Annotated in this window: 23 protein-coding genes and 4 pseudogenes; 7 read left to right on the top strand and 20 right to left on the bottom strand. The window is 71.1% G+C overall.

Annotated elements, in window-relative coordinates:
* Positions 1-22 precede the first annotated feature (22 nt).
* Complete coding sequence (gene menD / locus ACRRRO_RS04395) at positions 23-1,711, bottom strand: 2-succinyl-5-enolpyruvyl-6-hydroxy-3-cyclohexene-1-carboxylic-acid synthase (RefSeq protein ID WP_424796508.1); 1,689 nt, start codon at positions 1,709-1,711, stop codon at positions 23-25.
* A pseudogene (locus tag ACRRRO_RS04400) lies at positions 1,696-2,654 on the bottom strand (o-succinylbenzoate synthase). The gene menD and the pseudogene ACRRRO_RS04400 overlap by 16 nt, the downstream one beginning before the upstream one ends.
* A 152-nt stretch (positions 2,655-2,806) precedes the next feature.
* Here ACRRRO_RS04400 and ACRRRO_RS04405 point away from each other — a divergent pair.
* Positions 2,807-3,769 (top strand): 1,4-dihydroxy-2-naphthoyl-CoA synthase, encoded by a 963-nt coding sequence (locus ACRRRO_RS04405; RefSeq protein WP_424796510.1) that lies wholly within the window; start codon positions 2,807-2,809, stop codon positions 3,767-3,769.
* Positions 3,770-3,785: 16 nt separating this feature from the next.
* Here the strand turns inward: ACRRRO_RS04405 and ACRRRO_RS04410 are convergent, their stop codons facing one another.
* The 4 genes and pseudogenes from ACRRRO_RS04410 to ACRRRO_RS04425 all read right to left on the bottom strand — a co-directional run.
* Positions 3,786-3,998 (bottom strand): hypothetical protein, encoded by a 213-nt coding sequence (locus tag ACRRRO_RS04410; RefSeq protein ID WP_424796511.1) that lies wholly within the window; start codon positions 3,996-3,998, stop codon positions 3,786-3,788.
* A 137-nt stretch (positions 3,999-4,135) separates the two neighbouring features.
* Positions 4,136-4,321: a DUF3048 C-terminal domain-containing protein gene (locus ACRRRO_RS04415; protein ID WP_434081127.1), complete on the bottom strand. Its 186-nt coding sequence runs from the start codon at positions 4,319-4,321 to the stop codon at positions 4,136-4,138.
* Positions 4,318-4,596, bottom strand: a complete 279-nt coding sequence (locus tag ACRRRO_RS04420; RefSeq protein WP_434081548.1) for a DUF3048 C-terminal domain-containing protein — start codon at positions 4,594-4,596, stop codon at positions 4,318-4,320. The genes ACRRRO_RS04415 and ACRRRO_RS04420 overlap by 4 nt, the downstream gene beginning before the upstream one ends.
* Before the next feature lie 81 nt (positions 4,597-4,677).
* A pseudogene (locus ACRRRO_RS04425) lies at positions 4,678-4,973 on the bottom strand (DUF3048 domain-containing protein); the annotation flags it as partial.
* Between the two features lie 255 nt (positions 4,974-5,228).
* Here ACRRRO_RS04425 and ACRRRO_RS04430 point away from each other — a divergent pair.
* The 3 genes and pseudogenes from ACRRRO_RS04430 (at position 5,229) to ACRRRO_RS04440 (ending at position 7,429) form a co-directional block, all read left to right on the top strand.
* On the top strand, positions 5,229-5,843 hold the full coding sequence (locus ACRRRO_RS04430) for an AMP-binding protein (RefSeq protein ID WP_434081128.1): 615 nt from the start codon (positions 5,229-5,231) through the stop codon (positions 5,841-5,843).
* Positions 5,844-5,848: 5 nt separating this feature from the next.
* Positions 5,849-6,379 carry an AMP-binding enzyme gene (locus ACRRRO_RS04435; protein WP_434081549.1) on the top strand — a complete coding sequence of 177 codons (531 nt, stop codon included), beginning with the start codon at positions 5,849-5,851 and terminating at the stop codon, positions 6,377-6,379.
* A gap of 169 nt (positions 6,380-6,548) precedes the next feature.
* Positions 6,549-7,429: pseudogene (locus ACRRRO_RS04440) on the top strand (1,4-dihydroxy-2-naphthoate polyprenyltransferase).
* A 64-nt stretch (positions 7,430-7,493) separates the two neighbouring features.
* Here the strand turns inward: ACRRRO_RS04440 and ACRRRO_RS04445 are convergent.
* Entirely contained in the window at positions 7,494-7,904 is a 411-nt protein-coding gene (locus ACRRRO_RS04445) for a DUF4229 domain-containing protein (protein ID WP_424796515.1), read from the bottom strand.
* A 23-nt stretch (positions 7,905-7,927) separates the two neighbouring features.
* Between ACRRRO_RS04445 and ACRRRO_RS04450 the strand changes: the two genes are divergently transcribed.
* The gene (locus ACRRRO_RS04450; RefSeq protein ID WP_424796516.1) at positions 7,928-8,596 is read left to right on the top strand and encodes a PLD nuclease N-terminal domain-containing protein; all 669 of its coding nucleotides are present in this window, start codon (positions 7,928-7,930) and stop codon (positions 8,594-8,596) included.
* Between the two features lie 31 nt (positions 8,597-8,627).
* Here ACRRRO_RS04450 and ACRRRO_RS04455 read toward each other — a convergent pair whose 3' ends face one another.
* From ACRRRO_RS04455 to ACRRRO_RS04490, 8 genes and pseudogenes are all read right to left on the bottom strand, one after another.
* Positions 8,628-9,155, bottom strand: a complete 528-nt coding sequence (locus ACRRRO_RS04455) for a DUF2087 domain-containing protein (protein ID WP_424796517.1) — start codon at positions 9,153-9,155, stop codon at positions 8,628-8,630.
* Between the two features lie 155 nt (positions 9,156-9,310).
* The gene (locus ACRRRO_RS04460) at positions 9,311-9,763 is read right to left on the bottom strand and encodes a cytochrome c biogenesis protein (RefSeq protein ID WP_434081129.1); all 453 of its coding nucleotides are present in this window, start codon (positions 9,761-9,763) and stop codon (positions 9,311-9,313) included.
* A 19-nt stretch (positions 9,764-9,782) separates the two neighbouring features.
* A complete protein-coding gene (gene ccsA, locus ACRRRO_RS04465) occupies positions 9,783-10,391 on the bottom strand; it encodes a cytochrome c biogenesis protein CcsA (RefSeq protein WP_434081130.1) in 609 nt (202 codons plus the stop codon).
* Positions 10,388-12,115: a cytochrome c biogenesis protein ResB gene (gene resB / locus ACRRRO_RS04470; protein WP_424796519.1), complete on the bottom strand. Its 1,728-nt coding sequence runs from the start codon at positions 12,113-12,115 to the stop codon at positions 10,388-10,390. The genes ccsA and resB overlap by 4 nt, the downstream gene beginning before the upstream one ends.
* A complete protein-coding gene (locus ACRRRO_RS04475; RefSeq protein ID WP_424796656.1) occupies positions 12,115-12,894 on the bottom strand; it encodes a cytochrome c biogenesis CcdA family protein in 780 nt (259 codons plus the stop codon). The genes resB and ACRRRO_RS04475 overlap by 1 nt, the downstream gene beginning before the upstream one ends.
* Complete coding sequence (locus tag ACRRRO_RS04480) at positions 12,894-13,478, bottom strand: TlpA family protein disulfide reductase (RefSeq protein ID WP_424796520.1); 585 nt, start codon at positions 13,476-13,478, stop codon at positions 12,894-12,896. The genes ACRRRO_RS04475 and ACRRRO_RS04480 overlap by 1 nt, the downstream gene beginning before the upstream one ends.
* 16 nt (positions 13,479-13,494) lie before the next feature.
* Positions 13,495-14,144: pseudogene (locus ACRRRO_RS04485) on the bottom strand (histidine phosphatase family protein).
* A 49-nt stretch (positions 14,145-14,193) separates the two neighbouring features.
* Positions 14,194-14,715, bottom strand: a complete 522-nt coding sequence (locus ACRRRO_RS04490) for a MarR family winged helix-turn-helix transcriptional regulator (RefSeq protein ID WP_424796522.1) — start codon at positions 14,713-14,715, stop codon at positions 14,194-14,196.
* 83 nt (positions 14,716-14,798) lie between these two features.
* Here ACRRRO_RS04490 and ACRRRO_RS04495 point away from each other — a divergent pair, with 83 nt between their 5' ends.
* Positions 14,799-15,335 carry a YceI family protein gene (locus tag ACRRRO_RS04495; protein WP_424786380.1) on the top strand — a complete coding sequence of 179 codons (537 nt, stop codon included), beginning with the start codon at positions 14,799-14,801 and terminating at the stop codon, positions 15,333-15,335.
* A 118-nt stretch (positions 15,336-15,453) separates the two neighbouring features.
* Here the strand turns inward: ACRRRO_RS04495 and ACRRRO_RS04500 are convergent, their stop codons facing one another.
* Complete coding sequence (locus ACRRRO_RS04500) at positions 15,454-15,759, bottom strand: glutaredoxin family protein (RefSeq protein ID WP_424796523.1); 306 nt, start codon at positions 15,757-15,759, stop codon at positions 15,454-15,456.
* A 174-nt stretch (positions 15,760-15,933) separates the two neighbouring features.
* Between ACRRRO_RS04500 and ACRRRO_RS04505 the strand changes: the two genes are divergently transcribed.
* Positions 15,934-16,731 (top strand): HAD family hydrolase, encoded by a 798-nt coding sequence (locus ACRRRO_RS04505; protein WP_424796524.1) that lies wholly within the window; start codon positions 15,934-15,936, stop codon positions 16,729-16,731.
* Positions 16,732-16,764: 33 nt separating this feature from the next.
* Here ACRRRO_RS04505 and ACRRRO_RS04510 read toward each other — a convergent pair whose 3' ends face one another.
* From ACRRRO_RS04510 to proC, 4 genes are all read right to left on the bottom strand, one after another.
* The gene (locus ACRRRO_RS04510) at positions 16,765-16,863 is read right to left on the bottom strand and encodes a 30S ribosomal protein bS22 (protein WP_005504750.1); all 99 of its coding nucleotides are present in this window, start codon (positions 16,861-16,863) and stop codon (positions 16,765-16,767) included.
* A 103-nt stretch (positions 16,864-16,966) separates the two neighbouring features.
* Complete coding sequence (locus tag ACRRRO_RS04515) at positions 16,967-17,179, bottom strand: helix-turn-helix domain-containing protein (protein WP_424786383.1); 213 nt, start codon at positions 17,177-17,179, stop codon at positions 16,967-16,969.
* Positions 17,180-17,359: 180 nt separating this feature from the next.
* On the bottom strand, positions 17,360-18,541 hold the full coding sequence (locus tag ACRRRO_RS04520) for an acetoin utilization protein AcuC (RefSeq protein WP_424796525.1): 1,182 nt from the start codon (positions 18,539-18,541) through the stop codon (positions 17,360-17,362).
* The gene (proC, locus tag ACRRRO_RS04525; protein WP_424796526.1) at positions 18,541-19,344 is read right to left on the bottom strand and encodes a pyrroline-5-carboxylate reductase; all 804 of its coding nucleotides are present in this window, start codon (positions 19,342-19,344) and stop codon (positions 18,541-18,543) included. The genes ACRRRO_RS04520 and proC overlap by 1 nt, the downstream gene beginning before the upstream one ends.
* Positions 19,345-19,369 lie beyond the last annotated feature (25 nt).

The following is a 19,369-nucleotide window of genomic DNA, read 5'->3' on the forward strand; positions in this document are numbered from 1 at the left end:
CGCCACCACCGGCCCGGTGACCTCACCCGTCGCCGGCACCCACCACGTGGTCCCGGATCCGGGCCTGCAGGTCCAGGGCCCGCTCGCGTGCCGCGGCACCGTCGAGCCTGACCTCCACCACCGAGCGCCCACGCACCGGCTCGGCCAGCACCGCCACCAGCTCCCCGGCATCCTCCACGCTGCGATACGCGGCGCCGAACCCGCGGGCGAGGGCCTCGATATCCAGTCCCTGCGGGGTGCCGAACACCCTGGGATAGATCTCGGCGAGCTCGGGACGACCGTGCTCGAGGGTGGCGAAGATCGACCCGCCGTCGTCGTTGAGCACGATCACCTGCGCGTTCACCTCCCGTTCCAGCCGGCCCCGGGCCAAGCCGCCCACATCGTGCTGGAAGCTCAGGTCACCGATCAGCGCCCGCACCGGTTCACCGGTGGCAACCGCCACGCCCGTCGCGGTGGAGATCGTGCCGTCGATCCCGCTCAGCCCCCGGTTGGCGAGCACCGGAACGCGGGTGAATCCAGCCCCCACGCCGGCGGCCAGATCAGCATCGCGCACCGACATCGAGGACCCCAGCACCACGGTGCCGGCCGTGTTGCGCGGACCGAGCAGAGCCCTCGCCACCTGCGGGCCGCCGAGGCGCTCGGCAGCCAGGCTCTCCAGCACCTGGTGCGCCTGGTCGGAGGCGCGGAGCCACCGGTCCAACCAGGCGACCTCGCTCGCCCCCGGCTCATCCAGCACCGTCACGGCCCGGGTGACCAGTGCGGCCGAGCCGGCCACATCCACCCAGTCCGGCCCGGGTGCGGCCACCACGATCTCCACCTCCCGGCGCGCCAGCAGGGCGCTGACCTGCCGGCTCAGCGTGGGCCGGCCCAGCACCACCACCCGCTGGACCTCATCGCCCAGGATCTCAGCGAGCACAGCGGGTGCGGCCACGGCCTGCGCCGCGGACCGGGCCCCGGAGGTGGGTTCGGCCAGCACCGGCCAACCCCCGGCCCGCGCCAGTTCCACCGCCGCCGCGCCCGCGCCGTCCCCGGCCACGATCACGGTGCGGGGCCCACGGGGCAGCAGGGTCGGCATCACCTCGGTGCCGTCACCGGTGGAGACCACCTGATCCACCGGCCGGTCTTCCGGCTCCCACACCGCGGCCGGAACGAGTGGGTCGCGGAACGCCACGTTCAGGTGGACCGGCCCGGGATGGGCGCTTCGTGAGCCGCGCGCGGCGGTGACCGCACGCAGCACCGCGACGTTCACGCCCACGACCGCCGAGGTCGCGGTGTCCGCCGCCGGGACCTCCCCCTGCCAGCGCACCGCCGTGGCGAAGATGCCCACCTGGTTCGTGGTCTGGTTCGCTCCCACGCCGCGCAACTCATGCGGCCGGTCGGCGCTGAGGACCACCAGCGGCAACCCCGCGTGGGAGGCCTCCAATACCGCCGGGTGCAGGTTCGCCACCGCCGTGCCGGACGTGGTCACCACCGCGACGGGACGGTGCCGGGCGATCCCCACGGCCACGAAGGCGGCACTGCGCTCATCGACGCAGACGGTCATGTTCAACCAGCCGGCCGCCTCGGCACTGTGCAGGGCATACGCCAGCGGGGCGCTGCGCGAACCGGGCGCCAGGACCACCTCATCCACCCCGGCCGCGACCAGGGCGCGTACGATCTCCCGGGCGGTCAGCGCCGCTGGATGGTCGGGTAGGTTCACTCCGGTGCCCATTCGTCCATGGCCGCCATTCTCCCCTGCCACCGGCGCCTTGTCGGCTCATCGGCGCCGCAACGTGCCAGGCGGTCCGGATCCGGAGCCACCCGGCCCACGGGCAGCACCCCGTCAGTGGGGACCACGGCCGGGCCGCCACATCCTCGGTGAACAGGTTCACCGTGCCCAGACCGCAGGCGTAGGGCAGGTCCGGTAGGGCGGCCGCGAGCGCCAGCCCGGCCGCGATTCCGACCGAGGTCTCCAACGCCGAGGAGACCACCACCGGCAGGCCCACGTCCTCCGCGATGCGCAGCGCCGCGGTCACGCCGCCGAGGGGCTGCACCTTGAGCACCACCACATCGGCGGCGCCGGCCCGGGCCACCTGCATCGGGTCCGCGGCCCGGCGGATCGACTCATCGGCCGCCACCGGGACGTTGCTGCGTCGGCGCACCGTGGCCAGGTCGGGCACGGTGGCACAGGGCTGCTCAACGTACTCCAGCCCCCCGGCGGCCCGATCCAGCAGTCGTAGCCGGTCCAGCGCGGTGGGCACGTCCCAGGCGCCGTTGGCGTCGATGCGGATCCGCCCGGTGGGGCCCAGGGCGTCGCGGACCGCCTCCAGCCGGGCCTGCTCGGCTTCCACCCCCTGGCCGGGCTCGGCCACCTTCACCTTCGCGGTGCGGCACCCCCCGCCCTCGCGCACGATCTGAGCGGCGCGTTCGGGGCCGACCGCAGGCACGGTCACGTTGATCGGGATCCGGTGCCGCCGTGGCTCCGGCCACGGGTCGTCGGCACTGGCGCGGGCGGCGCGCCACCACGTACGGGCCTCGTCGTCGTCGTAGTCCCAGAACGGGGAGAACTCCGCCCACCCCGCCTCGCCGCGCAGCAGCACGCCGTCTCGAACAGTAAGACCGCGGAAACGGGTTCGCAGGCCCACGGAGTAGGTGAAGGGCGACGGCGTAGGCACCTGGCCAGGATAGGCCCGCCGCGCGTACCCGCTCCCCCGAGCCCGCTCGCCGGGCAGGCATCGGCAGGGCCCGATCAGACGTACGCCGGTGCTGACGGTCCGGGGGGCGCGCGCCGCCGCAGGATGACGCGGGGCGCCGTAGGGTGGACGGCGTGATCGATCAGCCCCGTGCCAGTGCCGAACTGCCCCGCCAGGTCTCCCAGACCTTCGACCCCGCCCGCTGGCGCGAGGTGCCGGGGATGGATTTCACCGACATCACCTACCACCGGGGCGTGGACCGCAGCGGCGAGCACACCGCGGACCTGCCCGTGGTGCGCATCGCGTTCGACCGGCCGGAAGTGCGCAACGCCTTCCGCCCGCACACCGTCGATGAGCTCTACCGCGCCCTGGACCACGCCCGGATGAGCCCGGACGTGGCCGCCGTGCTCCTGACCGGGAACGGACCCAGCCCCAAGGACGGCGGCTGGGCGTTCTGCTCCGGCGGGGACCAGCGCATCCGAGGCCGGGACGGCTACCGCTACGCCGACGGCGCGGGCGCGGAGACCGTGGATCCGGCCCGGGCCGGCCGTCTGCACATCCTGGAGGTGCAGCGACTGATGCGCACCATGCCCAAGGTGATCATCGCCGTCGTCCCGGGGTGGGCCGCCGGCGGCGGGCACAGCCTGCACGTGGTGGCGGACCTGACCATCGCCTCGGCCGAGCACGCCAAGTTCATGCAGACCGATGCCAACGTCGGCTCCTTCGACGGCGGGTACGGTTCGGCGCTGCTGGCCCGCCAGGTCGGGGACAAACGGGCACGGGAGATCTTCTTCCTGGCCCGGGAGTACTCCGCCGCGCAGGCCGAGTCCTGGGGAGCGATCAACGAGGCGGTCCCGCACGCCGAACTGGAGGACCGGGCACTGGAGTACGCCCGGATCATCGCCACCAAGTCCCCGCAGGCGATCCGGATGCTCAAGTTCGCCTTCAACCTCGCCGACGACGGCCTGGCCGGGCAACAGGTGTTCGCCGGGGAAGCGACGCGCTTGGCGTACATGACCGATGAGGCCGTCGAGGGACGCGATGCGTTCCTGCTGCGCCGCGAGCCGGATTGGTCCGCCTTCCCGTACTACTACTGAGTCCGCAACGACGGACTCATCCGCCGAAGAAGCCTGCCACCCCGGTGATCAGCGCGGTCAGTCCCATCCCGATCGCACTCACCACCACGACCACGATCAGCATGGCCACCGCGGCCGGCACCAGGTCGTGCCGCAGCGAGTCGCGGCCGGCCCGACCCAGGGTTGCCCGGCCGGCCGGGATGGCGATTCCATGCGCGGTGCTCTGCTGTGGTGGAGTAGGAGTGGTCATACCCCGATCGTGCGCCGCGGCAGCCTCCCGCCGCGTCCCCCGACGGGATCGAGCCGGGGTGCCGGGTTCCACCTACGGGGGTGCGCCGGGTCAGACCCTGGTCGCAGTCCGGCGGGGCCGAAGCCGCAGCGGCACCGTCAGTTCAGGGAGACCGAGGAGCCCGAGACGGGCAGCAGTTCCACCCAGGTGTTACCCGCGGCGAGCAGCACCTCATCGCCATCCTCGGTGCGCAGTTGGACATGGGCGTCGTCGGCGTCCTTGCTCCAGGTGCCGCTGACGGTGTGCCCGCCGGTGGCGATGATCGCCTCGCCCGAACCGGTCACGACCGTCTCGGCACCGGGGAGCCGGAGGGGTCGGTATAGGAGGTGTTGTGCACCTCCACCCGTAGCACCAGCACGTTCACCGCGGACACCCTGCCCTCGTCGGTGGTCATCGCATCGGCCCCGGCCTCACTGCGAAGCCAGGCATCGGCATCGGTGGCCCAGGTCCAACTCGGTGAGGTGTTCGGGAAACTCAACTGCAGCGACCCGGTGGGCTCGCCCTCGGCCACGGCGGTGGCGAACTCGGGTTCGGGGGCATAGGAGAACGCTGCCTCCACGTCCTCGTCCCCCGAGCCCTGGGCGATGAAGTCGGCGGTGTTGCCGTAGACGTTGTGGGGGGCACGCCGGTCCGCGGACCTGTAGAAGCCGGCCGCACCGGCATCGTTGGTGAGGATCTGCAGCGGGGAGGCGTGCGCGGCGTCGAGGAACGCGCGCTGGGCACCGGAGAAGATCAGCTGCCCCCCGAACGGGGTGGCCAGCGGGATGTCCATCGGGCGCAGGGAGCGGATCGGGCGATGGTCTCCGGCACCGTGGAGTGGTACACCGCCAGTAACCGGGTCTCCCCGCCCTCGATCATCTCCTCCCACACGATGTCGGCGCTCTGCAGGCCCGTCTGCGGCCGGGCGGCCACCGAGTTCTCCACCTTCACCGACATCACGTCCCGGGCGGCGACCTCACCGGCGACCCCGGTCAGTGGCCAGGCCTCCTCGATCTGCGGGTCGGGGGCGTGTGTCTTGTCCACCGACTGCTCGGGGGTTTCGGTGACGACCTCGGGCTCGAGCGGCTCCGGCTCGGACCCGGCACACCCGGCCAGGCCGATCGCTGCGGCGACGAGCACGACGACGGCCCTGCGGGACGCCCGGAACCTCAACCTCACCCGGCCCACTCTAGGCGAACTACCCTTATCGTCATGACGAACCCGGGCACCGCGATGAGCCTGCTGGCCCGACTGCGCACCGCCCTGGCCGGCGGAGAGCCGGTGCGGTTGGACCTGACCGGCGCCGCGCGCCCGGCGCCGGCTCCACCGGGCACCGCGGTGGTGGTGCGCACCTCGGGCAGCACCACCGGGACCGGACGGGCGGTGGCCCTGGCGGCGGCGGCGCTTCGTCATTCGGCCACGGCCACCCACGAGCGACTGGGCGGCCCGGGGCAGTGGCTGCTGGCGGTACCGGGTGCACACATCGCCGGCCTGCAGGTGCTGGTCCGCTCGATCCTGGCCGGGCACGATCCGGTGGTGCTGGCGCCGGGACACTTCGACCCCCATGCGCTGGCGCGGGCGATCGACTCGATGCGCGATGACGTGCCGCGCTACCTGTCCCTGGTGCCCACCCAGTTGCACCGCGCGATGACGGCCGGGCCGCAGGTCAGAGCCGCGCTGGCCACCTGCAGTGCGATCCTGGTGGGCGGGGCCGCGCTACCGCCGGCCCTGCTCCGCGAGTCCACTGGCGCCGGGATCCGTGTGGTGCGCACCTACGGCATGACCGAGACCAGCGGTGGGTGCGTCTATGACGGGGCGCGCCGTTGAACGGCGTGCAGGTGCGGATCGAGGAGGGGCGGGTGCTGATCGCCGGGCCCGTCCTGGCCACCGGGTACCTGGGCGAGGAACCGGGACAGGACGATCAGTTCGTGCTCGCCGGAGGGGTGCGCTGGCTGCGCACCCCGGACGCCGGCACCCTCACCGAGGGCCGGTTGCGGGTCCTGGGCCGTCTGGATGAGGTGATCGTCACCGGCGGGGTGAATGTCCACCCCGGGCCCATCGAGCGGGTGCTGAGCACCTGGGCCCACGGCACCGAGGTGGCCGTCGTCGGGGTGGATGACCCGCAGTGGGGGCAGCTGGTGACCGCGGTGCTGCACGGCCCCGGCCCGCAGGCACCTGATCTGGCCGGGATCCGCTCGGTGGTGGCCGCCGAACTCGGGTCCGGGCCGCAGGTGCCGCGAGCGGCCGTGGCGCTGGATGAGGTGCCCCTGCGCGGACCGGGCAAGGTGGACCGACGAGCGCTGGCCCGGCGGCGGGCTGCCGCGGCCCTGGCCCGCGGCGCGGGGCGGCGCCACCCCGACTGAGACGGCCGGGTGCACCGGAGGGGCAGGGGTATCCTCGATCGGTCCCGCTGCGCAGGGGCGCCGAACCGGCCGCACCCGATCCCGCCGATCGGATCGCTCGGAACGCACACTCCTGCGCCAGCCAGCCTCGCGGCGACGCGTCGCGCCGCGTCAGTCGGAACGGAGAACCATGGCCACACTCACAGCGTGGGTGCACGGCGCCAGGGTGCGCACCCTGCCGGCAGCGATCGCCCCGGTGCTGATCGGGACCGGGGCCGCCGCCTGGGCCGGCGCGGCCTCGGTGCCCCGCGCGCTGCTCGCCACCGGTGTGGCCCTGGCCCTGCAGGTCGGGGTGAACTTCTCCAACGACTACTCCGACGGCGTCCGCGGCACCGACGACCAGCGGGTGGGACCGATGCGGCTGACCGCCACCGGGGCGGTGCGGCCGGTCACGGTCAGACGGGCCGCATTCGCCTCCTTCGCGGTGGCCGCGGTCCCGCGGTCCTGGGCCTGGTGCTGAGCGCGCTGGCCGGAGCCTGGTGGTTGATCGGGGTGGGAGCCGTGGCCGTGCTCGCGGCCTGGTTCTACACCGGCGGGTCCTCCCCCTACGGTTACGCCGGGCTGGGCGAGGTGGCCGTGCTGGTGTTCTTCGGCCTGGTGGCCACGCTCGGCACCACCTACACCCAGGCCGGCACCATCAACGCCCCTGCCGTGCTGGGTGCGTTCGCGGTGGGCCTGCTCAGTTGCGCGATCCTGATGGTGAACAACATCCGCGATATCGATACCGACGCCCCGGCCGGCAAACGCACCCTGGCGGTGCGCCTGGGTCAGGTGCGGGCACGGCGTGCCTACGCCGCGATGATGGCACTGGGTGTGCTCGCAGGCGTGGCGGTGGCCCTCTGGGAGCCGTGGGCGCTGCTGGTGACCGTACTGGCAGGGCCGGCGGTGGTGCTGTCCCGCCGGGTGCTACGCGGAGCGCAGACAGGTGCGTTGATCCTCACGCTGCGCGACAGCGGCTTCGTGGTGCTGGGTCTGGGTCTGCTCCTCGGCGGGGTGCTCACGCTGGCCTGAGGTGGTCTCGGTCACATCTGTGCGCTCATCACATCCGAGCCCGCTCCCCCGCGTCCGAGCCCGGTCACACGCGGGGAGAGGCCGGACCGTCGGTGTCGTCCCCGGTAGGGGCACCGCCGTGCTCGTCGGCGCCTCGATCGGTGTGCTCAGCAACCTGCGGGGCGGCATCCGCCTCCGCCTCCTCGCCCTCGACCACGGAGGCGTAGTCCTGCCCCCGGGGGTCGAACTGGGCGTCCTCGTCGTCACCGTCGCGGGCCAACGACTTCTCCAGATTGGTGGGGCGCCCACCGGTGCGCCGTTCCAGATCGTCGGCCGCTGCCTGCCGCGGCCCGGCCAGCAGCACATAGGAGAGCCCGGCACCGATGAGCACCGCGAGGACCACCAACAGCCAGCTCCGCACACCCAGCACATAGAGCAGCGCCCCGGCACCCACCACCAGGGCGACGCGGAGCAACGTGTAAGTGAGCAGCGGCATGATTCCCAGCGTAGGCTCTTTGAATGCGTTACGTACTCCTCGGTCTGATCACTATCGGGATGATGACGTACGCCGTCATCGACTCTGTGCGTACCCAGGACAGCCGGATCCGGCTCGGGCTGCCGCACTGGTTCTGGGTGGCCATCATCATCCTGTTGCCCTTTGCCGGTGCCCTGACCTGGCTGATCGTGTCCGCGGTGATGCGACGGAAGTACGACGACGGTCCCTCCTCGGGCCCGCAACGGCGCCCCCGGGGTCCGCTCGCGCCCGACGATGACCCGGACTTCTTGTTCCGCCTGGAACGCGACCGGCGCCGGGCGCAGCAGCAACGCGACGCTGCGCCTCCTCGGCCCGCGGACACCGGGGCCCCCGACCCGGAGCCGACCGATGAGCCCGGAGCGGCCGACGGCGATCGCGGCGCGGGTGGTGGCACGCCCGGGGCTGACCGGCCGGTGTCTTCCGGGGCCGGCGGCGACGACGAACCGTTGTATGTTCCCGAGGAGTTCCAGGTGCCGGACCTGCTCGGCGAGGATCACCCGGCCGGCGGCGACCACGACCGCAGCGGATCCGGTGATGGTCAGGACGACGACCCCGGCCCGGCGGATGAGGACGAGACCCCCGAGCGGGACGGGCGCTCCGGGAGCAGGGCCGAGAAGCGCCATCCCGAGGAGGACGAGAACGGGCGCCGCTGAGGCGCCTCACCCGGCTCGGCGCAGCTCCGGTTCAACCCGCACGGGTGCCTACGACTCGGGCGTACTCCGAGCCCGATGGGGTGCGCTCGAGAATCTCGAGGTCCACCAGGTAGCGCCGGAGCGTCGCGGTGTCGTCGCTGAACGCGCTGAGCCGGTCATTGAGGACGGCTTCGGGTACGACTTCTCCCTCTTCGACGGCGCGCCGCGCGAGGAGTTCCAGCAGTTCCCGGCGCTCCTGGGCGTCCGAGGGATACCGATCGATCTTTCCCGCCCCGGTGAGGAAGCGCTCCACGCCCTTGGGGCGCTCCGGCCCGGGCGCTGCGGCCAGCAACCGCCCGAAGACGTCGCTCTGCTCGATGTAGCCGCCGTCGACTGCCCGAATGAGGCCCGCCCGGCGCAGCACCTCGAGCGCGTGGCTCCTGCGTGAGGGGCTCAGTTCGCGACCGGCTGCTGCGGGATCGTCACCCAGGACGATGTGAGCGAACATCCGGCGGCTGTGCGGATTGGCCAACGCCGCCACCACTGGCCGCCAGTCGAGGTGGTCATGCCTGTCATCCACCAGAGCAGGCTAGTCGTCGTCCCTGACCGGGGGCACGAGATTTTCATGACACATCCGGCGCCCTGGACGCACCCGGCGCGCGGAGCGACGGGCTCGGCGATGCACGAACCCGGATGCTGGATGCCTTCGGCGCGCCGGTCCTTGGGCGGTGCCCCTTAGATGCCGGAGTAGGAGTGCAGGGAGTTGATGAAGATGTTCACGCCGTAGTAGTTGAACATCAGCGCCGCGAACCCGGCCAGGGAGAAGTAGGCGAACGTCTTCTTGTCCCAGCCGGTGGTCAGGCGCACGTGGCAGTAGGCGGCGTAGATCAGCCAGACCACCAGCGTGACCACTTCCTTGGGGTCCCAGTTCCAGGCACGGCCCCAGGCGTACTCGGCCCAGATCGACCCGGTGATCAGCACGAAGGTCCATCCCACCAACGCCACCGCGTTGAGCCGGTAGGACAGCCGCTCCAGGGACTGGGCGGACGGGAAGGCATCGAGCAACCGGGAGAAGAACGTGTCCCGCGCCGGGGGCAGCGCCGGCTCTTGGACGTCCAGGTCCACCGCCACGGCGCCATCCTGGGATCGCGCCTCGACCTCGGTCCGTTTCGCTGCCGGCGCCGCCACCAGTGTGTCACCGGCTGCCTCATCCGCGACGCCCGCACCCCCGGAACCAGGCTCGGGACCGGGGCCGTCCGGCTCCGCCGTCCCGGTCCGCGGCCGCCGTGCGCTGCACCTCGTCGCGACCGCGTACCAACTGCAGCACCGACAACGCCGCGGCGACGCAGAACAGCCCGGTCGCCAGGGTGGCGACCGAGACGTGGACCACGAGCCAGTAGGACTGCAGTGCCGGCTGCACGCCCTCGGCCCCCACGTACAGCAACAGGATCGCCACGAACAGGCCGGTCACGTTGACCAGGCTGATCAGCACCCCGAGGTAACGGATGTCGGTGAACCGGTTGATGACCAGGAACACCGCCATGGTGAACATGGTGGACATCAGCGTGAACTCGTACATGTTCGCCCACGGGACCCGCTCGGCGGCGATCCCGCGCAGCAGCACGGCCAGCACATGGAAGGCCAGGCCCATCCAACTGGTGCTCATCGCGATACCGGCCGCGCGCCGGGAACGGTTCGAATCGGCATCCCTGCCGAAGCCGGACAGGTCGATGGCGAAGGACACCATGGCCACGACGTAACTGACGATTGTGCCGTAGACCAGCAGCGTGCTGAGGGTCTCCAGTTCGTACATCATTTCTCCTTCGAGCCCGGGTCGGGCAGCACACCCAGGATGCGATCCAGCTCGGAGCGCAACCCGGGATCGTCGTGACGGGCCAGCGCCGCAGCGTGCACCACACTAGTCCCGTCGGAGCCGGGAACCACACGCACCCAGACCCGCCGCCGGGGCAGGAACAAGGAGGCGATCAGGCCGCCGAAGGCCAACGTGGCGAACAGGCCCTGCCAGATCGGTGCGGGATCGTATCGCAGATCCAGTGCCACGAACCGCGGCAACTCGTTGAAGGTCAGCGTGCCGTGCCCGTCGGGCAGGTCCACGCTCTCTCCGGGACGCAGTTCCAACTGCACCGGGCGCTCCTGGCCGTCCTCCCCGGTGGTGGTGGCCTGGTCCAGGCCGGTGGTGTCGAGCACGAACTGGCTGCGGGGGAAGCCCTCGTCCAGGCCCAGGTCACCGACGTACATCTGCAGGATCATCACCGGGTCCAGCGGCTGGGGGTACGCCGAGCCCAGGTAGGTCCCGTCCTCCCCCTCAAGTGCGGTGGGCAGCAGGGAGCCGTTGAAGGCCAACTGCGGCTGTCCCTCATTGGCATCCGGCACCATCACCACGCCGGTGGAGGTGTATCCGGGGTCATTGTCGGCCGGCAGGAACGGCACCGGGCCGTCGTGCGCGATCTCGCCGGCTGCGTCGGTGATGGTCAGATCCGGCGCGAAGCCGTTGCCCATCAGGTACACCCGGGATCCCGATACCCCGAGGGGATGGTTCACCCTGATCGTCTCGTCGGCGGTGGTCCCATCGGTCTGCATCAAGGTCACGTGGGCGGTGAAGTCACGGGGCTGGGCGTCGGCGGTGAAGTCCGGTACGAACTCATCCAGCCGGATCCGGTAGGGGTCCACCGAGTCCGCATCGAAAAGCGCTCCGGACTCGAACGAGTCGTAGTCCAGGGCGGAGTTGACGAACGTGGTGCCCTCGATGACCATGGCCTGCCCGCGGTAATGCACCAGTTCGCCCCAGGCGGTGACCACCAACAGCCCCACCAGGGCCAGGTGGAAGACGATGTTGCCGGTCTCCTTGCCGTAGCCGCGCTCGGCGGAGATGGTGTGCACGGCCTCCCCGGCACTGCCCGCCCCCCGCCCCTCCTCGGTGGCCGCGGTGGTGCGGTACCGCCACCCGAACGAGGTGTGCAGGCGTTGGGCCACCTTGGCGGCGGGGGCTCGTACCGGACGCTCGGAGCGCACCGGGAACCGGGTGAACCGGGAGGGGACCCGGGTGGGCTGGGCACGCAGGCCCCGTACGTGGGTGATCGTGCGCGGCACTATGCACCCGATCAGGGAGGTGAACAGCAGCAGGTAGACGGCGGAGAACCACGGGGAGGAGAACACGTCGAACATGTACGCCCGGTCCAGCCAGGGCGCCATGGCGGGGTTGTCCTCGTAGTACTGGGCCACCAGGTGCGGGTTCACCCGCCGCTGGGGGAAGAACGCCCCCGGCATCGCGACCACGGACAGCAGCAGGAGCAGCAGCAGTGCCACCCGCATGCTCGTCAGCTGGCGCCACATCCAGCGCGCCCAACCGCGCACGCCCAGCCCCTTGGCCGGGCCCGAGGACGGCGCAACGCCCCTGTTGCCCGCCGCGCCCACTGCCGCAGCGGACTGTTTCCGGCCCGCTGCACCTCCGGGACCGGCAGCAGTGCCGGCGTCGTCCTCCTGCGCACCGCGCAACCCCTCGGGGGTGTACCGAGCCATCAGATGATGGTCTCGAAGTCGGCGATGTAGCCCTGCATCCACTGGGTGAGGGCACCCCACAGGCCGGTGACCAGGGCCAGACCGATCAGCACGAGCATCACCCCGCCGATCCGCATGATGACCACCCGGTGGCGGCGCAGGAAGCCCATCATGCGCTCGGAGGACTTCAGCCCCATGGCCACCATGATGAACGGCACCCCCAGCCCCAGGCAGTAGGCGATCACCAACGCCAGCGCCCGGCCCGGGGCAGCGGCCTCGTGCGCCAGGGCGAGGACAGCAGCCAGGGTCGGGCCGATGCACGGCGTCCAGCCCAAGCCGAACACCACACCCAACACCGGCGCGCCGAACACCCCGGCCTTCGGGTTGACCTGCAGGCGGCGCTGGCGCTGCAGGAACGGGATCCGCCCGATGAAGGCCAGACCGAGCACCACGACCAGCACGCCGAGCAGCCGGGTGATCAGGTCCTGCCATCGCACCAGGAACAACCCGGCGGTACTGAGCGCCATGGTCAGCAGCACGAACACCGCAGTGAAGCCCAGGATGAACAATCCCACGCCCGCGACCAGTCGTAGCCGCGATCCGCGTGCGGCACCCTTGCCGCCGGCGTCGGCCCCGCTCATGGCGGAGATATAGCCGAGGTAGCCGGGCACCAGGGGCAGCACACACGGCGAGGCGAACGAGATGAACCCCGCCAGGAGTGCGATCGGCAACGCCGCCAGCATCGGACCGCCGTAGATGGCCTGGGCGAAACTCTCGCCCACCTGCTCCAGCCAGCCCATCACTCGGCGAGGGTCTCGTCGATCAAGGTGGACAGCATGCTGCGCTCGGCCAGTCCCAGGATCCGCGCGGCGACTCGTCCCTCGGTGTCCAGCACCACGGTCGTGGGCATCGCGCGCAACGGCACCACCCCTTGGAACGCCGCCACCCCGGCGGACTCACGATCGTGCAACGAGGGGTAGGGGATGCCGAAGCGGCGTTCGAAGGCCTGTGCCGTGCCCGGAGCGTCGGTGTGGTTGACCCCCAGGAACTGCACGCCATCGGGCCCATACTGCTCCGACAGTGCCGCCAGGTCCGGGGCCTCCTTACGGCACGGCGGACAGTTGGCGTACCAGAAGTTGACCACCACCACCTGGCCGTGCAGGTCGGCCAGATCGATGTCCTCCTCCCCGTAGGAGACCCCGGCCAGTTCGACCGCCTCGCCCCGCTCACTCGGCGCCCACGTCTCCACGCTGCCGTCCCCGGAGACATATCCGGACCCCGGCACGTCCGCGGTGGCGCCGGCGCCGCCGTCGGACCCTGCGCAGCCGGCCAGCAGCGCCAACGCGGCAAGGGCCGCCACGGCGGCCTGGACGGTCCTCCTCATGCGCCCACGCTCGCTCTCACGCACCGACGCTCGCCGAGGTGGGGTCGAGCAGGTCGGCAGCCGGCTCGGTATACGTCAGGTCCACCAGGGTGGCGCCGTCGAAGGTGAGGCTGGTCAGGGAGGCCAGCGCGCACTCGCGCTTTCGCGGATCGTGGTACTTGGGCCGGCCCTCCAGCTCCAGGCGGGTCAGCCAGATGGGAAGCTGGTGCGCGGTGATGACCGCCTGATGGCCGGCGGCTGCGCTGCGGGCCTGGCGGATCGCGGCGAACATCCGGCGGACCTGGGAGGTGTAGGGCTCGCCCCAGGAAGGCCGGAACGGGTTGAGCAGGAACGGCCAGTGCACCGGCTTGAGCAGTTCGCGAGGGTTGGAGTTCAGTTCAGCGCCAGCCCCTCGAAGTGGTTGCGCGCCTCGATCACGCGCGCATCGGTGTGGATGCCCAGGTCGTAGGCCCGGGCCAGCGGCGTCGCGGTCTGCTGGGCCCGCAACAGCGGTGAGGCCACCACGTGGGTGACGTCGGCGCCCCGGTCGATGAAGGTCTGTGCGATCCGCTCGGCCATCGCCTCTCCGCGCTCGGACAGGTGGTAGCCGGGGGCACGGCCGTAGAGGACCCCGGCCGGATTGTAGACCTCACCATGACGCAGGAGATGGACGACGGTTCGACGCATGGCACCAGTCTCGCAAACTTCCACGGCCTTCTGCGCCAGCGGTGCCGGCTCAGCCCCGGGCGACCCCTTCGGCCGGTCCCGCCAGGGCGGGCTGGGGCTGCGTCGTCGTCGACTCCTCGATCACCGCGGCGATCCGGGTGAAGGCAGCGCCGAGTGCGTCCAGCTGGTCGTCGTCGAGCACATCGACCAGACGCCGCCGGACCGAAGCGACGTGGGTGGGTGCTGCTGCGGCCAGCCGCTCGAACCCGGCGTCGGTCAGCACGCACTGCACCCCCCGCCCGTCGCCGTCGGCCTTGCACCGGCTGACCAGGCCCTTGGCCTCCATCCGGCCCACGGTGTGGGTCAGTCGCGAGCGGGAGTGGACAAGCTGATCGGCCAGCGTGGACATCCGCAGCCGGCGTTCCGGGACCTCCGACAGGCGCACCATCACCTCGTACTCATGCAGGCTCAGCCCCTCGGCCGCCACCAGGTCACGGTCGAGGCGATCGGTGACCAATGCCATACCGCGTTGGATCGCGCGCCACTGCTGCTGCTGATGCGGGGTCAGCCAGCGGGTTCCGGTCTCGTTCATGGGCACCATCTTGACACAGGGATAGTTCCATGTTCAACTACATGCTTGAACGTTGAACTACCTACCACTCAAGGAGTCACTGCATGTCCACCCTCACCCCCGGTACCTACGAGATCGATGCCGCCCACTCCAACCTGGGCTTCTCGGTCCGCCACGCCGGCATCGCCAAGGTGCGCGGCTCGATGGCCGTCTTCTCCGGCTCACTGACCGTCGGCGATCCGATCACCGAGTCCTCGGCGAGCGTGCAGATCGACGCAGCCAGCGTGGACACCGGCAACGAGCAGCGAGACCAGCACCTGACCAGCCCTGACTTCTGGAACGCCGAGCAGAACCCGACCTGGAACTTCACCTCCACCTCGGTCAGCGGCACCGCCGACGACCTGGAGGTCTCCGGCGACCTGACCATCAATGGCGTCACGAAGCCGGTCACCCTGAACGCCGCACTCGACGGCGTGGGCACCGGCCCGGAGCAGGAGACCCGTGCCGCGTTCTCCGGGACCACCTCGATCTCCCGCAAGGACTTCGAGCTGACCTGGAACGTGGCCCTCGAGGGCGGCGGCGTCCTGGTGGGCGATAAGGTCGCCATCGAGTTGGAGGTCGTGGGCATCCTGCAGGGCTGACACCGGCACTGCCGGCAGCAGCATCGCTGCCCAGACCGAAGGCGAGCGCCCGGGCCGCGGCCCGGGCGCTCGCTCGCTCCCCCGCCTGCCCGCCCGTCATGGGCCCGGCGGGCTGCCGCTACTGCTGCCGGCGCCGGCGCAGCAGATCGCGAAGCCCACGCCGCCCGGGCGTGCCCGCTCCCTGCACGGCCGCCCGCAGCCGCTCCGGGTCGATCTGCCAGTAGTCCACCTGAACCCCGTCGACCAGCACCACCGGCACGAGTTCGCCGTACCGGCGCTGCCGTGCATGGTCCTCGTCGACATCCACCTCGACCCAGTCCACGGCCGCCGGCTCACAGACCGAGCGCACCACCCGGCGCGCCTGCTCACACAGGTGGCACTGCTCCCGCACCACCAGTTCGACCCGCACCATCGACTCATCCACGCATCCACGATACCGGCCCGCGCCGGTATCCTTCCGGCCGCCGCGGCACCGGTCCACGCGGCCGGCGTGCACCCGGACCGGCCGCGTTGGTGCGCCCCGCCGCGTCCGGAAATCTCCGCGGCTCCGGGCCGTGAGTGTTCGTGGGAACGCGGCGGGCATGGTTAGGGTGGGCCCGTGACATCCGGGTCCGCAGCGTTCTTCGACGTCGACAACACGATCGTCCGGGGCGCGTCCTCCTACCACCTGGCCAGAGAACTGCATCGCCGGGGCATGTTCCGGCGCCGTGACATCGTCTTCTTCGCCGCGCACGCCTTCTACTACTTCCTGTTCGGGGAGAACAAGAAGCACATCGCCAGGGTCCAGGCCCGCGCGCTGGCCACCATCGAGGGGCACTCGGTGGCCGAGATGCTCGCGGTGGCCGAAGAACTCTACGAACAGGTCCTGACCCACCGCATCTTCCCGGGCGCCCGGGACCTGCTCAACGATCACCTGGCGCAGGGCGACCAGGTCTGGATCGTCACCGCCGCACCCCGAGAGGTGGGCGAACTGGTGGCCAGGCGGCTGAACCTGACCGGGGTGCTGGGAACGGTGGCCGAGGAGCAGGACGGGGTCTACACCGGGCGGCTGGTCGGAGACATGATGCACGGGCAGCACAAGGCCGCCGCAGTACGCGAGATCGCCGAACGGGAGGGGCTGGACCTGGCCGAGTGCGCCGCCTACGGCGACTCCAGCCACGACATCCCGATGCTGCGCACCGTGGGTGAGCCGTGCGCGATCAATCCCGACCCACGGCTGCGACTGTTCGCCGCCGATATCGGCTGGCCGGTACGGGACTTCCGCCGGCGGCGCCGCAACGTGCGAAGTGGGCTACGCACCGCGGGCCAGGCCGGTGCCGTCTGGGCCGTGGCCACCGGTCTGCGCGCCCTGAGCAAGGCACTGCTGCGCCGGCTCGTGGGCCACCGCCAGGGCTGAGGGACCGCACCGGGGCGGGCCCCCAATCGGTGGCTACTTCTTGTTGCGGCGCTGGTGGCGCGTCTTGCGGAGCAGTTTGCGGTGCTTCTTCTTCGACATCCGCTTGCGACGCTTCTTGATTACCGAGCCCACGGGACCTCACACAGTTGGAACAGACAGAAACAGGATCAAAGCGCACCACCCCTGCGTCAGCCGCAGCGGCGGTGGGTACTGCGGAGGTAGTCTACGCGCTCGATCAGCGACCGGACGCCGATGCCGATCCGGGCCAGTCCAGGCCCTCGGACAGCATCTCCTCGACCGCGGCCTGGGGTACCCGGTAGGACTTGCCCACCCGGACCGCCGGCAACTCACCGGAGTGCACCATCCGGTACACGGTCATCCGGGAGACCCGAGCCATGTCGGCGACCTCGGCCACCGTCAGGAACTTCGGTGCCTGGGCATCTGCCATCGGCTGTTCCTTCCGGTTCGGACCCGCCATGGGGTCGGGTATCGAGGCATCCGTCATCGTTGTCGCGGTGCCGGACAGTTCAGCATCCTATGGGAGAACGGCCTGGGAAGGAAGTGGACGGTGTGACGATCGAGATCCCGGTTGCTCCGATCCCGTGCCACCTGCGGCTCGGTCCGGTGTTCACCAGGCGGTCAGCGGGTCCAGCCCCAGTGCCGGGAACGCGCTGCGGCGGGTGGCCATGATGGCCCGGTCCACCGAGTCGGCAGGGTCGTATCCATCCACCCAGGAGCGGATGCCGGTGTCCATGCCCTCCCCCATCGTCTCCGGTGCGGGGCCCAGCCCCAGGTCGGCGACCAGGTCCCGCCAGGCCTGCGGCGTGGGTGTATCGGCGCGAATGTCCACCCCGGCTGCCGCAGCCACCAACCGGGCCCACACCCGCGGCACCGTGGCGGCCACGTCGTATCCGCCACCGCCGGTGGCCACCCACCGGTCCTGGGCGTGCTCAGCAGCCACCTGCGCGATCATCTGCGCGGCCGCAACCTGGGCGTCGACCGAGACGTCCATCTGCGTCAGCGGGTCGTGCCGGTGGGCATCGGCCCCGTGCTGACTGACGATCACCTGCGGCCCGAACTCCTTGGCCACGGGTACCAGTACCGCCTCCACGGCCCGCAACCACGGCTTGTCATCGACCCCTGGTGGCAATGCCACGTTCACGGCATGCCCTTGCGCGTTCGGCCCACCGATGTCCTGGGCGAAGCCGGTGCCGGGAAAGATCGTCTCCCCGTTCTGGTGCACCGAGACGGTCACCACGCGCGGTTCATCCCAGAACGCCGCCTCCACCCCGTCGCCGTGATGGGCATCGACGTCGACGTACAGCACCCGCTCGGCGCCATGGTCCAGGAGCCAGCGGATCGCGATCGCCACATCGTTGTAGATGCAGAAGCCTCCGGCCCGTCCGGCCATGGCGTGGTGCAACCCGCCGGCGATGTTCACCGCGTGCGGCACCTGCCCGGTCCACACCGCGCGCGCTGCCGCCACCGAGGCCCCGGCGATCAGGGCCGAGGAATCATGCATCGCCTCGAACAGGGGGTTGTCCATGGTGCCCAGGCCGCGCTGCTCATCCGGTGTTCCCCGCCCGCCCCGGCGCACCGCCTGGATGTACCCGGGCTCGTGCACGGTGCCCAGCATCGCGTCGTCGGCCGCAGTCGCCTCGATCAGGTGCACCTGCGGGCTCTGCAGCAGGCCCAGGTGCTCCAGCAGCGCGAATGCCAGCCGGGTGCGAACCGGCGCCATCGGATGGCCCGGGCCGAAGTTGTAGGTCAGCAGCTCCGGACTCCAGGGCAGTTGCACCCGGGCGGTCATCAGCCCTGCCCCAGTTCCCCGGCCCGCTCCCACGCACGCTGCGCGGCGGCCACCACCGCGGCCCGCACCGCGCGGTCGTCGAGTTCGGCCAGCGCAGCCATGGTGGTGCCACCCGGCGAGGAGACGCGCTCGCGGAGCACCACCGGATGGTCCGCCGACTCCGCGGCCATCGCACCGGCACCGGCCACCGTGCGCCGGGCCAGTTCCAGCGCCAGGTCCCTGCCGAGCCCGCCCAGCACCGCAGCCTCGGCCAGGGCATCGATCAGGTAGAACACGTAGGCCGGACCGGAGCCGCTGATCGCGGTGACCACATCCTGGTGGTTCTCGGCCACGCTGGTCACGAAGCCGGTGCCGGCCATCAGGTCGCGCACCAGACCAAGGTGCTCCTCGGTGGCGTGCGGGCCCGGGCTGAGCACGCTGACACCCTGCCCGATCAGGGCCGGGGTATTGGGCATCACGCGCACCGTGACGGTGCCCTCGGGAAGGTGTTCGGCCATCCTTGCGGTACTCACTCCGGCGGCGATGCTGACCACCACCGTGCTGTCGGTGAGCACCGGGCCGAGCTCGGCGAGCACGCCGGACACGTCGTGTGGTTTGACGGCCACGATCACGACCTCTGCGCCGTCCCCGGCGGCTCCGACCGTTTCGGCCCACATCACCTTGTGCTCCTGCGCCACCTTCCGGCCGGCCTCGGTTCGCACGTCGTGCACGCGCACCTGGTCGGCCCCGGTGTGCTCGACCACCGAACGCAGCACCGCCTGCCCCATCACCCCGGTGCCGATCAAGGCCACCTTGCAACTCATGGTTCCTCCGTCTTCATGCTGTCCC

Source organism: Sanguibacter sp. Z1732, assembly GCF_051020515.1.
In the GTDB taxonomy this organism is placed as follows: domain Bacteria; phylum Actinomycetota; class Actinomycetes; order Actinomycetales; family Beutenbergiaceae; genus CALKWS01.